At 66.9% G+C, this 13,172-nt stretch carries 11 protein-coding genes; 4 read left to right on the top strand and 7 right to left on the bottom strand.

Going from position 1 to position 13,172, the window contains the following annotated elements; genetic code table 11:
* Positions 1-8 precede the first annotated feature (8 nt).
* The 3 genes from ACWDPV_RS15900 (at position 9) to ACWDPV_RS15890 (ending at position 2,642) form a co-directional block, all read left to right on the top strand.
* Complete coding sequence (locus ACWDPV_RS15900) at positions 9-1,139, top strand: NDMA-dependent alcohol dehydrogenase (protein ID WP_449743775.1); 1,131 nt, start codon at positions 9-11, stop codon at positions 1,137-1,139.
* A gap of 24 nt (positions 1,140-1,163) precedes the next feature.
* Entirely contained in the window at positions 1,164-1,982 is an 819-nt protein-coding gene (locus tag ACWDPV_RS15895) for a serine hydrolase domain-containing protein (protein WP_449743774.1), read from the top strand.
* 141 nt (positions 1,983-2,123) lie between these two features.
* The gene (locus ACWDPV_RS15890) at positions 2,124-2,642 is read left to right on the top strand and encodes a DUF3145 domain-containing protein (protein ID WP_348804196.1); all 519 of its coding nucleotides are present in this window, start codon (positions 2,124-2,126) and stop codon (positions 2,640-2,642) included.
* 96 nt (positions 2,643-2,738) lie between these two features.
* Here ACWDPV_RS15890 and ACWDPV_RS15885 read toward each other — a convergent pair whose 3' ends face one another.
* The 7 genes from ACWDPV_RS15885 to aceE form a co-directional block, all read right to left on the bottom strand.
* A complete protein-coding gene (locus ACWDPV_RS15885) occupies positions 2,739-3,485 on the bottom strand; it encodes a chymotrypsin family serine protease (RefSeq protein WP_348808008.1) in 747 nt (248 codons plus the stop codon).
* A gap of 108 nt (positions 3,486-3,593) precedes the next feature.
* On the bottom strand, positions 3,594-5,045 hold the full coding sequence (locus tag ACWDPV_RS15880; protein WP_348808009.1) for an acyl-CoA carboxylase subunit beta: 1,452 nt from the start codon (positions 5,043-5,045) through the stop codon (positions 3,594-3,596).
* 31 nt (positions 5,046-5,076) lie between these two features.
* Entirely contained in the window at positions 5,077-6,348 is a 1,272-nt protein-coding gene (locus ACWDPV_RS15875) for a KasA/KasB family beta-ketoacyl-ACP synthase (protein ID WP_348804193.1), read from the bottom strand.
* Positions 6,345-6,650 (bottom strand): meromycolate extension acyl carrier protein AcpM, encoded by a 306-nt coding sequence (gene acpM / locus ACWDPV_RS15870; protein WP_348804192.1) that lies wholly within the window; start codon positions 6,648-6,650, stop codon positions 6,345-6,347. The genes ACWDPV_RS15875 and acpM overlap by 4 nt, the downstream gene beginning before the upstream one ends.
* Positions 6,651-6,781: 131 nt before the next feature.
* Positions 6,782-7,690: an ACP S-malonyltransferase gene (locus ACWDPV_RS15865; protein WP_449743773.1), complete on the bottom strand. Its 909-nt coding sequence runs from the start codon at positions 7,688-7,690 to the stop codon at positions 6,782-6,784.
* A gap of 195 nt (positions 7,691-7,885) precedes the next feature.
* Complete coding sequence (locus tag ACWDPV_RS15860; RefSeq protein ID WP_348804190.1) at positions 7,886-9,157, bottom strand: PucR family transcriptional regulator; 1,272 nt, start codon at positions 9,155-9,157, stop codon at positions 7,886-7,888.
* 326 nt (positions 9,158-9,483) lie between these two features.
* Positions 9,484-12,435 carry a pyruvate dehydrogenase (acetyl-transferring), homodimeric type gene (aceE, locus tag ACWDPV_RS15855; RefSeq protein WP_449743772.1) on the bottom strand — a complete coding sequence of 984 codons (2,952 nt, stop codon included), beginning with the start codon at positions 12,433-12,435 and terminating at the stop codon, positions 9,484-9,486.
* 105 nt (positions 12,436-12,540) lie between these two features.
* Here aceE and ACWDPV_RS15850 point away from each other — a divergent pair, with 105 nt between their 5' ends.
* Entirely contained in the window at positions 12,541-13,137 is a 597-nt protein-coding gene (locus ACWDPV_RS15850) for a hypothetical protein (RefSeq protein ID WP_449743771.1), read from the top strand.
* Positions 13,138-13,172 lie beyond the last annotated feature (35 nt).

Here is a 13,172-nt window from a genome sequence, read left to right as displayed (position 1 = left end):
GGTTCACGTTGAAGACCAAGGGCGCGCTGCTGCGCGAACTCAACAAGCCGTGGGGGATCGAAGAGATCGAGATCGGCGATCCGAAGGCACACGAGATCAAGATCCGGATGGAAGCGGCCGGAATGTGCCACTCCGATCATCACCTGATGACCGGCGGAATCCCGATGGCGGGTTTCCCGATCCTCGGCGGCCACGAGGGCTCCGGTGTCGTCGAGGAGATCGGTGAGGGCGTCACCGACTTCGAGGTCGGCGACCACGTCGTTCTGTCGTTCATCCCGTCCTGCGGCAAATGCCCGTCCTGTAAGTCGGGGATGGCCAACCTGTGCGATATGGGTGCCATGCTCCTACAGGGAGAAGCTGTCTCCGACAACACCTTCCGCATCCACACGGCCCAGGGTGAGAACGTCTACCCGATGACGCTGCTGGGGACGTTTGCGCCGTACATGGTGGTTCACGAGGCATCGGCGGTCAAGATCGACAAGTCGATCCCCTTCGAGGTCGCCGCGCTCGTCGGGTGCGGTATCCCGACCGGCTACGGCTCGTCGACCCGCAGTGGCGATGTGCGTCCCGGCGAGGACGTCGCCATCGTCGGCGTCGGCGGCGTCGGAACCGCGGCGTTGCAGGGTGCGGTCATCTCCGGCGCGCGCAACGTCTTCGCGATTGACCCGGTCGAGTGGAAGCGCGAACAGGCGATGAAGTTCGGTGCCACAAAGACATTCGCCTCGGTCGAGGAGGCCGCCCCGGCGATCGCCGAGATCACCTACGGCCACATGGCACACAAGGTGATCGTCACCGTCGGCGAGGTGCACGGCAAGGATGTGGACTCGTGGATGGGGATCACCGCCAAGGGTGGTACCTGCGTCCTGACCGGCATGGGCAACATGCTCGAATCCGACGTGACCCTCAACCTCGCGATGCTGACCCTGTTGCAGAAGAACCTGCAGGGCACCATCTTCGGTGGCGCGAACCCGAAGCTCGACATCCCGCAGCTGTTGTCGATGTACCGGCTGGGCAAGCTCAACATCGAGGACATGATCACCCGGCAGTACCGTCTGGATCAGATCAACCAGGGCTATCAGGACATGCTGGACGGCAAGAACATTCGTGGCGTCATCCGCTACACCGACGAGGATCGGTGAGTCGATCCGCGTACGCTGCGTGATGTGTCAGCACTCGATGCCCTCGCGCAGTGGCCGGTCGACCACGTGTCGGCGGCCTGTGTCAGCGGAAACCGGATAGTCGCCGAGTACGGCGACACGCACCGCGTCTACGAACTCGCCTCGGTCACCAAACTCCTGGTGGCCGAGGCGGTTCTCGTCGCGGTCGAAGAGGGCGCCGTCGAACTCGACGACGCCGCCGGACCACCCGGCGCCACCGTCGCACACCTGCTCGCCCACGCCTCGGGGCTGGCGTTCGACGGTCGCGAGGTGCAGGCGCCGGTGGGCACCGCCCGGATCTACTCCAGCGCCGGCTTCGAGGTGCTCGCCGAGACCGTCGAACAGGCGACCGACATCGCGTTCGCCGACTACCTCGCCGACGCGGTGTGCGCGCCGTTGGGCTTGTCGGCGACCGCGCTGGTGGGTCCGGCCGGCCACGGGGCAACCTCGACGGCGGCCGACCTCGGCGTGTTCGCCGCCGACCTGCTGTCGCCGCGACTGATCTCGACGGAGTTGTCGGCGTCGGCGACGTCGGTGTGGTTCCCCGGTCTCGACGGCTTCGTCCCGGGATACGGAAAGCACCGGCCCAACGACTGGGGACTCGGGTTCGAGATCCGGTCCCACAAGTCGCCGCACTGGACCGGGACGACCAACTCGCCGTCCACGTTCGGTCATTTCGGTCAGTCGGGAACCTTCCTGTGGGTCGATCCCGACCTCGATGCGGCGTGCGTTGTGCTCACCGACCGGCCGTTCGGCACCTGGGCGAAACCGCTGTGGAGCGAGTTCAACGACGCCGTCGTCGCCGAACTACGGGCGTCTCGTTGACCACATTGAACGCACGAATTATCACCAGGAACTAGCGCAACACGTGCATCGTCAGGCACAATTGAACGCAGAACTGTGATATCCGGTGTTGCGAGGTGTGTTGGGGAAGACGTTCCTCGTCGACAACCGGAGGTGAACAAGGTGCGCAATCTGAATCAGTTTGCGGACATGACGACAGGAGTGGTGTACATCCACTCGGCGCCGGTGGCGCTGTGCCCGCATGTGGAGTGGGCTCTGTCGTCGACCCTGAATGCACGCGCGAACCTGAAGTGGTCGGCACAGGACGCCGAGCCCGGTCTGCAGCGTGCCACTGTCGACTGGGCGGGCCCGGTCGGTACCGGCGCGCGTCTGGTGACCGCGCTGCGCGAGTGGTCGGCGCTGCGCTTCGAGGTGACCGAGAACGCCAGTGAGGGCGTCGACGGCGAACGCTTCTGCTACGTGCCCGGATTGGGTCTGTGGCGCGGTTCGATGAGCGCCAACGGTGACGTGATCATCGGTGAGACCCAACTGCGCGCCATGATCGAGTCGCAACCCGACAGCGCCGGCCTGGCCGGCGAGATCGAGTCGGCGCTCGGCACCGCGTGGGACAACGCCCTGGAAAACTACCGGATGGGCGGCTACGGCGCCGAGGTCACCTGGCTGGCGCAGCGGGTGGGCTGAGCTTCGAACGGCTGATCTTCGAACACCGACGAGGACACCATGTTTCGGTCCCGGGATGGATTGCCCGGGGCCGAAATGTGTTGGTGGGTGCCGTGACTACGCCCGCGGCGTGAACTGGCCGACGAGGGCGCCACTGGTGCGGGCATGGCGGACCGCGGCGTCGATACGGGTCACCGTCGTGGTGGAGAGCATCGGTACCGACCACGGACGCGAGAGAATGCCGATCAGGGTGTGCGAAGGGTTGTACACCGGGCTGCCGGAGTCGCCGTAGATCGCGAAGGCGAAGGTGTCGAACTCGACCGCGCTGACCCGATCGATCACCCCACACCGTTCACCCGGGAAGATCACTCCGGGACCGTATTTGCAGGCGATCTCGCCGAGGTGTGGTGCACCGATCCGGGTGGGATGGATCGGTGAACCGGGGACCGGGCCCACGCGCACACCCGGATGCAGGCGGATCAGGGCGTAGTCGAGTTGATCGATCTCGGTGACCTGCGTACCGGGAACCCGCCGTGCGATCACGGTGCCGAGCTCCGCGGTCTGGTCGATGGCGCGGACGGTCGACCCCAGGCCGGCGCAGTGGCCCGCGGTGAATGCGAGTTGTTGCCCGGTGCTGTCGTGTCCGGCGCCGGCGAGGACGCAATAGACCACCTGGTCGGGCTCCGGGGTGCCGGCGATGATGAGACCGGCACCCACCAGCGGGGGAGTGGGCGAGGTGGCGTGAGCCTGCGGAGCCGGGGACAACGCGACGAGTGCCGCCGACAGGCACGCCACGATCGCCGTCAGGGTGCGAATACGGGCGGGTGTCGTCGTTGACATGTTGTTGCCTCGGGTGGTGCTCATCTGGGTCCAGTGTAGGCCCAGCGGAATCGGACGCGCGTGAAATCGGCGCCATCGCAGCGTTTTTGGGTACTTGGACCTATCTGCGTGGACCCATCTGTGTGCCGGGCGCTACAGCGGAATGTTCTTGTGCCGCCCGCGTCGTGCCGGCGCGGCCGCGAGAGCATCGGCGATGATGCTGCGGGTGCGGGCGGGGTCGATCACCTCGTCGACGACGCCGATGGACTGCGCTCGGCCGACGCCGCCGGCGAGTGCCTCGTGTTCGGTGGCGAGACGATCGTGCAGGGCGTCACGTTCGTGATCGGGTGCGGCAGCGAGGGCCTTCTTGTGCAGGATGCCGACGGCGGCCTTCGCGCCCATCACGGCGACCTCGGAGCCCGGCCAGGCGAACACCGCGGTGGCGCCGAGGGCGCGGGAGTTCATCGCGATGTAGGCGCCGCCGTAGATCTTGCGGGTCACCAGCGTGACGCGCGGGACGGTGCATTCGGCGAAGGCGTGCAACAGTTTTGCGCCGCGGCGGACCACGCCGTTCCACTCCTGCCCGACGCCGGGGAGGTAGCCGGGGACGTCGGTGATGACCACCAGCGGGACGCCGAAGGCGTCACAGAGGCGGACGAAGCGGGACGCCTTCTCGGCGCTTTCGGAGTTGAGACAGCCGCCCATGCGCAGCGGATTGTTGGCGACGACGCCGACGCTGCGCCCGGCCAGCCGGCCGAATCCGATCACGATGTTGGGTGCCCATTTGGCCTGCAGCTCTTCGAAACTCGAGATCTCGGTGCGGCCGTCGGCGGCGAGCCCGCCGTCGAGGAGTGCCTCGATGACCGGATGCACGTCGTAGGCACGCCGATTCGATTCGGGCAGAAGGGCTTTGAGGTCGGTGTCGCGGGCTTGTGCGTGGGCGGGGTCGATGCTGCCCTGGGCGGCGAAGGTGTCCACCAGGCGCCGCGCCCGCCAGTAGGCGTCGGATTCGGAGTCGGCGGTGATGTGGCTGACACCGGAGCGTTTGCCGTGAGTCAGTGGGCCGCCGAGGGTTTCCATGTCGACGTCCTCGCCGGTGACGCTGCGCACCACGTCGGGACCGGTGACGAAGACGCGGCCCTCGGGGGCCATGATGACGACATCGGTCAGCGCCGGACCATAGGCCGCACCACCCGCGGCGAAACCGACGACGACGGAGATCTGCGGGACGTATCCGGACGCGCGCACCATCGCCTCGAACACCCCGCCGACGGCGTGCAGTGCCTCGACGCCCTCGGCGAGCCGGGCGCCGCCGGAATGCCAGATGCCCACCACCGGAGCCTGTTCGGTGATCGCGGTGTCGATGGCGCCGACGATGTGGGCACATCCGACCACACCCATGGCACCGCCCATCACGGTGCCATCGGTGCAGAAGGAGACGGTGCGTACGCCGTGGACCAGACCGATGGCGGCCTGCACACCCGACTTGTCGCGGGGATGCAGCAGCGACATCGAACCCTCATCGAAGAAGGTGGTCAGCCGCAACACGGGGTCGCGGGGATCGGCAGATCCCGATTGGCCGTCGATGGGGGCCAATATGGTCAACGCGTCGTCTCCTGTCGGACAGAGGTGGGCGTCAGTATCGCCCGAAGGCGATGGCCACGTTGTGTCCACCGAACCCGAACGAGTTGTTCAACGCGTAATCGATCTGACCCTTGCGGGCCTCACCGTGTACGACGTCGATCTCGCATTCGGGGTCCTGATTCTCCAGGTTGAGCGTCGGCGGGATGATGCCCTCCTCGACGCTCTTGATCGTCAGCACCGACTCCAGTGCACCGACGGCGCCGATGGAGTGGCCCAGTGCCGACTTCGGGGCGTACACCGCGGCGTGATCGCCGATGGCCGCCTTGATGCCGACCGCTTCGGCGGTGTCGCCGATCGGGGTCGAGGTGGCGTGCGCATTGACGTGGGCGATGTCGCTCTTGGTCAACCCGGCGGTCTGGATGGCGCGTGCCATCGCCCGTGCGTTGCCCTGACCACTGGGATCGGGGGCGACGAGATGGAAACCGTCGGAGGTGATCCCGGCACCGAGGACGCGTGCGTGGATGTGCGCACCGCGCGCCTTGGCGTGCTCTTCGCGCTCGAGGACCAGCATCGCGGCGGCCTCGCCGAAGACGAAGCCGTCCCGGTCCTTATCGAATGGACGTGAGGCCGCGGCCGGGTCGTCGTTGCGGGTGCTCATCGCGCGCATCATGGAGAACGCGGCGATCGGGATCGCATCGATGTGACCTTCCACGCCACCGGTGACCACCATGTCGGCGTCACCCATGACGATGTGGCGCCACGCGTGCGCGATGGCCTCGGCACCCGACGAGCAGGCGGAGACGGGCGTGATCACGCCGGCGCGGGCACCGACGTTGAGTCCGACGACGGCAGCAGGTCCGTTGGGCATGGCCATCGAGACGGCCAGCGGGGAGACCTTGCGGTAATTGCCGGATTCCTCGATGGCCTTGACCGCGTCGACCATGGCGTCACCGCCACCCTGACCGGTGCCGAGCACGACGGCCAGGCGTTCCGGATCGACCTCGGGTTCACCGGCGTGCGCCCACAGGCGCTTGCTCATGACGTGTGCGATGCGCTCGACGTAGGCCATGCGGCGTGCCTCGACGCGGGTGACCTCCTCGGCGGGATCGGCCAGCAGCCGTCCACCGACGCGGCAGGGGAGTTCGCCGTACTTCGTGACGAAGTCGTCGGTCAGCTCCCGGATGCCGGTCTTGCCGTCGAGGAGACCCTGCCAGGTCGAGTCGAGGTCGACGCCGAGGGAGGTGGTGGCCACCATCGAGGTGACCACCACACTCGGGAAGTTCCCGCCCAGCGTGGAGTACTCGCGGAGGGAAGGCGAGCTCACGAGTTCTGTTCTGCCTCGATCTGGGCCTGGATGGCAGCAGCGGCTTCGGGGTTCTCGGCCTCGAGCTTCTGGATGTAGCCGACGGCGTCGCCGACGGTGCGCAGGCCCGCGAGGTCCTCATCGGGGATCTTCACGCCGTACTTGTCCTCGGTCTGCACGGCGATCTCGACCATCGACAGCGAGTCGATGTCCAGGTCATCGACGAACGACTTGTCCATCGTCACCTCGGACGGCTCGATGCCGGTCACTTCCTCGATGATTTCGGCGATGCCGGCGATGAGTTGTTCCTGGGTGGCAGCCACGTGGGTGGATCCCTTCTGAATTCGAAAGTGATGTGTAACTCCGGAGCACCATGCGTGCACGACGCACTCACACGTTGCTTGGACATCCGGCACGAAGCCGGATTTCCGGGGGTCGCGGTCAGCCGCGACCGCTATCCAAGTTCGATGACCTTTTCGATGTCCTCGGGTGCCTTCCACGCGACGGTGGGAGTGCCCTTCAGTTCACGCTTGGCGATGCCGGCGAGCGCGCCGGCGGGCGGCAGTTCCACGAGAGCGGACACGCCGTTCTCGCGCAGATACGCCGAGCACAGATCCCACCGCACCGGGCGGGTGACCTGGGCGACCAGCTTGGCCAGGGCGTCGGCGCCGTCGGTGACCGGGCGGCCGTCGGAGTTCGACAGCAGGGTCCGGTCGGGGTCGGCGGGGGTGATGGCGGCGGCGGCCTCGGCCACCGCGTCCTGGGCGGGTGCCATGAAGTGTGTGTGGAAGGCGCCGGCGACCGCGAGCTTGCGGGTACGGGCCTTCTCCGGCGGGGCGGCGATCAACTCGTCGATCGCGGCGGCCCGGCCGGCGGCGACGATCTGCCCGGCCGCATTCCGGTTGGCCGGGACCAGCGAGAGCTCGTCGAGGCGGGCGAGCACCTCCTGCTCGTCACCACCGAGCACCGCGGCCATGGTGGTGTCCTCGAGTGCGCATGCCTTGGCCATCTCGCCGCCGCGGATGGCGGCCAGCTTCACGGCCTCGTCGGGGCTGATGACACCGGTGATGGCCGCGGCGGCCAGTTCACCGACCGAGTGGCCGGCGATCACGGCGTCGGCGGGGAGTTCGCCGCGCTTGCAGTACTCCTCGTAGGCGAGCAGCGCCGCGGTGACCACCAGCGGCTGCGTCACCGCGGTGTCGGTGATCTCCTCCGCGGTGGCCGTGGTGCCGAGGCGGAGCAGGTCCAGACGGATCAGCTTCGACCAGGTGGCGAGCTGGTCTCGCACACCGGGAAGCTCGACCCAAGGAGTCAACATGCCGGGAGTCTGAGAGCCCTGACCGGGCGCAAGCATCGTGAGCACGTGACCAGAGAACACTGTTTGACCGCCCGATGGCGGTGTAGAGGTTTATGAACCTCAGAACAAGGATTTGTAGGGTTCCCACAAAGGTGACCGGTGCGCCACCCGCATCGTCATCACTCTGAGATTCGTTACACGAACGTGTCCTTTGGGCGTCTGCCAGCAGAAATGTGGAAACAGGGGTGTGGCAAATGTTTCTCAAGTGGCTGCAGACGATGATTCGTTCCTGAAGTGTGTCAAACGACCCACCGTTGCGGCGACACGTAAGACGTACCCGTCGCGAGGGTTAGTTGGATCACGTCCTGTGACTTCTGCAATTTTCTTCAGTCGGTACCGGACAGTATTTGGATGGATGTACAGTTCGCGCGCGCAGGCCTCGACCGAACCCCCGGAGTCGAGGTACGCCTCGAGGGTGGTGTTGAGGACGGCGCCGCCGTGGGCGAGCGGGCGAACCAGGGTGTCGATGAGCGTGGCAGTGGCCGACGCGTCGCCGTTGAGGGCCCGCTCGGGAAGCAATTCGAGACTGTGCACCGGTCGCGGGGCGCCCGGCCATCCGACGACTGCGGCGATGCCGGCCATCGCCTCGGTGGCGCTGGTGTGGGCCGTTCCGAGATTGGGCATGGTGGGACCGATGACGACGGGACTGTCGGCGAAATGCCCGAGCAGAGCGGTCGTGAACGGGTCCGTCGGCCGGATCGCGCCGCTCACGATGGTCACCAGGGTACTGCCCTGAACCACCGAAAGTGCCGCTCGCTCATGGGCTTTGGCGGTGTTGTGAATGGCCAGCGGCACCGAGACGTTCTGTTCGGGTGGCGGCGCGCCGATGATCACCGTCGCCGGCGCGTCCGAATCCCAGTTGAGTGCCGCGGCCCGCGACATCAACTGTGGACCGGTGTCGCCGCGGATCACCGCGTCGACGACGAGGGCCTCGAGGCGAGAATCCCAGGCACCGCGTGACTCGGCCGCCGAGGCGTAGATGGCGGCCGCGGCGAAGCCGATCTCGCGCCCGTAGCGCAACACCGACTCGGTCAGGGCGCGCAGCTGGGCGTCGTTGCGGGCCAGCAACGGGAGCCATTTCTCGAAGAACTCCATCGCCACACGGACCATCTCGACGGTCTGCAGCAGCGTGATCCGGCGGGCGAGGTCCTGCGGGACCACCTGAAAGGCCTGCACGGTGAACTTGACGTTGCCCTCGGGATCTTGAATCCACTCGACGAAGTTGACCACCGCGGTCTGCACCACGAGCTGCACGCTGGCGCGTTGTGCGGCGTCGAGATCGGCGAAATACGGGAGCTGATCCTGCATCGAGTGCACGGCCTCGGTCGCGAGGCGACCGCTGTACTGCTTGACCCGACGCAGCAGGGTGTCGGGCAGTGCGTCGTGCACGGTCGCCGGTGCCGGAACGTGGGCGCCACGCTCACCGAAGACGTCGGTGGGTGGGGGCGTCTGGTTGGCGCGCGCGTCGGACATCTCTCCAATGTAGGCGGTGCCATACGTCCGACCGACCAGTCGCGGTGATCGTCATACTCGTCACCCGCCGTGAGCATCGACATCGACATGCATTCGGCCGGGAGTTCACCGCCGAGACCATGATCGCCGAACGACTCGACTACCTCGGCGAGGACCCCGACGATCTGGACGATCTCGACCCGATCACGCAGCGGATGATCGACGAGCTCACCACCGCCTTCGCGGCGAACCCACCGCTACCTGACCACCTGACGACGACCGCGGTGAGGGCGGTCATGACTGCCCTCACCGCGACGCATCGGCCTGCCGAGAACTCGGAGTGGCAGCTACGCGCTGCCGGTGTCGGCGAAGGACACCTGCGCGGCGGTCACGTCGGTGATCTTGTACTTCTCCGCGGCCTGCGCGGCCACCGAGGTGTCGATGTGGCCGTCGCGGGCCAACGCGACCAGCACGCCGACCACGATCGACTCGGCGTCGACGTTGAACACCCGCCGGGCGGCCGGACGGGTGTCGGAGAAGCCGAAGCCGTCGGTGCCCAGCGTCAGATAGGTGCCCGGCACGTAGGCGCGGATCTGGTCCTGGACGCCCCGCATGTAGTCGCTGACCGCGACGAACGGACCGTCGGACTGCCCGAGGACCTTGGTGACGTAGGCCTGGCCGGGGTCGTCGGCGGGGTTGCGGACCGCGGCCTTGTCGACCTCGACACCGTCGCGGGCGAGTTCGGACCACGACGTCACCGAGTACACCGCGGCGCCGACGTTCCAGTCCTCGGCGAGCATCCCCTGCGCCTTGAGGGCGTCGGGCATCGTCACGCCGGAGACCAGGATGTTGGCCGGGTACTGCTTGCCCTCCGGTGCCGGGGCGAACTTGTAGATGCCCTTGAGGACGCCCTCGACGTCGAGATCCTCGGGTTCGGCCGGCTGACTGATCGGCTCGTTGTAGACGGTGATGTAGTAGAAGATGTTCTCCGGCTGCTCGCCGTACATCCGCTTCAGACCGTCGGCGATGATGTGGCCGAGTTCGAACGCGAACGCCGGATCGTAGGCGACGACCGCCGGGTTGGTGGCCGCCAGCAGCGGCGAATGGCCGTCGGCGTGCTGCAGTCCCTCACCGGTCAGGGTGGTCCGCCCCGCGGTGGCACCGATGACGAAACCGCGGGCCATCTGATCCCCGGCCGCCCAGAAGCTGTCGCCGGTCCGCTGGAACCCGAACATCGAATAGAAGATGTAGAGCGGGATCATCGGCTCGTCGTGGGTGGCATACGACGTGCCGACCGCGGTGAACGATCCGGCCGATCCGGCCTCGTTGATGCCCTCGTGCAGGATCTGACCCTCCGAGCTCTCCTTGTAGGCGAGCATCAGTTCGGCGTCGACCGAGGTGTAGAGCTGGCCGTTGCGGTTGTAGATCTTGAGCGTCGGGAACCAGGAGTCCATCCCGAAGGTGCGGGCCTCGTCGGGGATGATCGGTACGATCCGCTTGCCGATCTCCTTGTCGCGCAATAACTCCTTGAAGATGCGGACCAGTGCCATGGTCGTCGCCACCTGCTGCTTGCCCGAACCCTTGCCCGCGGTCTTCAGTGCGCCGCTGACGTCGGGTTTCAGCGCGTTGGCCTTGGTGCGGCGCACCGGCAGGAAACCGCCGAGCTGCTTGCGTCGGTCGAGCATGTACTCGATCTCCGGGGCGTCCATCCCGGGGTGGTAGTACGGCGGCAGGTAGGGATCTTTTTCGAGCTCGGCGTCGCTGATCGGGATGCGGGTCGAGTCGCGGAAGGCCTTGAGGTCGTCGAGGGTCAGCTTCTTCATCTGGTGGGTCGCGTTGCGGCCCTCGAAGTGCTTGCCGAGCGTGTAGCCCTTGATGGTGTGGGCCAGGATCACCGTCGGCTGCCCCTTGTGGGCCATCGCCGCGGCGTAGGCGGCGTGGATCTTGCGGTAGTCGTGACCGCCGCGCTTGAGCTTCCAGATGTCGGCGTCGCTCATGTTCTTGACGAGTTCCTTCGTGCGCGGATCGCGGTTGAAGAAATGCTCACGGACGAACGCGCCGTCGTTGGCCTTGTAGCCCTGGAAGTCGCCGTCGGGGGTGGTGTTCATCAAGTTGACCAGGGCGCCGTCGCGGTCGGCGTGCAGCAGCGCGTCCCACTCGCGACCCCAGATGACCTTGATGACGTTCCAGCCGGCGCCACGGAAGAAGGACTCGAGTTCCTGGATGATCTTGCCGTTGCCGCGGACCGGTCCGTCCAGGCGCTGCAGGTTGCAGTTGATGACGAAGGTGAGGTTGTCCAGGCCCTCGGTGGCCGCGAAGCTGGCGAAGCCGCGCGATTCGGTCTCGTCCATCTCGCCGTCGCCGAGGAACGCCCAGACATGCTGGTCGGCGGTGTCCTTGATGCCGCGGTCGTGCAGGTAGTGGTTGAAGCGCGCCTGGTAGATCGCGTTCATCGGGCCCAGGCCCATCGAGACCGTCGGGAACTGCCAGAAGTCGGGCATCAGCCGGGGGTGTGGATACGACGGCAGTCCGCCGCCCTCGCCGGCGTGGCTGTGCTCCTGGCGGAAACCGTCCATCCGCTCGGGGCCGATGCGGCCCTCGAGGAAGGCCCGCGCGTAGATGCCGGGGGAGGCGTGTCCCTGGATGAAGATCTGATCGCCACCGCCGGCGTGATCGATCCCGCGGAAGAAGTGGTTGAAACCGACCTCGTAGAGGGCGGCCGACGACGCGTACGTCGAGATGTGGCCGCCGACGCCGACACCCGGACGCTGGGCGCGATGGACCATGATCGCGGCGTTCCAGCGCAGGAAATTGCGGAAGCTGCGTTCCACCTGCTCGTCGCCGGGGAACCACGGCTCGCTCTCGGTCGGGATGGAGTTGACGTAGTCGGTGGAGGTCAGCGACGGGATCGCCACACGGCTCTCGCCGGCGCGCTCGAGGAGGCGCAGCATCAGATAGCGGGCGCGGGCCGGGCCCTGTTCTTCGACGAGCTTGTCGAAGGACTCCAGCCACTCACTGGTCTCGTCGGGGTCGATGTCGGGCAGATACGAGGCGACGCCCTCGCGGATGACGCGCACGCGGGGTCCCTGCGGCCTTCCGGAGGCCGCCACGCCATCGGTCGCACTGACGTCCGTGGTCGCCTGCTCGGTCGTCGCTGCACGCTCGGTCGTCTCTGCCTGTTCGGTCACGGTGATGCCTACTCCTCGATCGGGGCCGGGACGGGGTGGTGCCCGGCAGTCGATGACACGCGGGCTCCGCGCGGCGAATGGTTGTCGACGCTGACGGAATCCGTTTCCCATCGTGCCCCATGACGGTGCGGTTGGCACCGGCTGCGTCGGTTTCGGCATGAACCCACTGACCTGCGGTAGCGTTCGACTTCGATTACCGACGAGTAAGGAGAGGCTGTGCGCCATCAACGGGTTTACCCGGGTGCGTCGCGGCGGGTGCGTCTGTTCGTGGCGTGCGTTTGCTCGGGTGCTCTGCTGATGGTGGGTGCCTGTGCGACGACGGTCCCGGGCTCGCCGGGCGCCGACTCCGACGAGGTCTCCCTGTATTCGTCGGAGCAGTCCGCATCGGCGGTGGCCGCGCAACGCGAGTCGACGGTGGCGCTGTGCCGTCAGGCGATGTCGTCGATGGTGGTGATGGTGCGCGGCTACAACACCTTCGTCGACAAGCTCAATGACGTGCAGTCCTACGATCGTGTCGGCGACCTCGACGACCGGGCGCGGGCCAGTCTCATCGCCGGTGCCGATCAGATCCGGGCCGAGGTCGCGGCGTCGATTCCGGCGACGGTAACCGACCCCGTCAACGCCTTCCTCGCCAGTTCGGATCGACTCGGCCAGGCGATCGCCCGTCGAGAGTTGGTGGGCCTCAACCCGATTGCCGATACGTGGACGCGTGACAAGCAGTCCGTGCTGACGGTGTGCGCCCAGTATCTGCCCACGCCGCCGGGCTTGTCCGGCGTGTCGAGCGCCGCCGCGACGCCGACGCCGACCCGCTGACCCGGTGTGTGACGGGCATGAGGAAATCGCCGTGT

The sequence above is a fragment of the Gordonia sp. NPDC003504 genome (genome assembly GCF_053587995.1).
The sequence above is the reverse complement of the archived record's forward strand: the minus strand, read 5'-3'. Positions and strand labels throughout refer to the sequence as shown.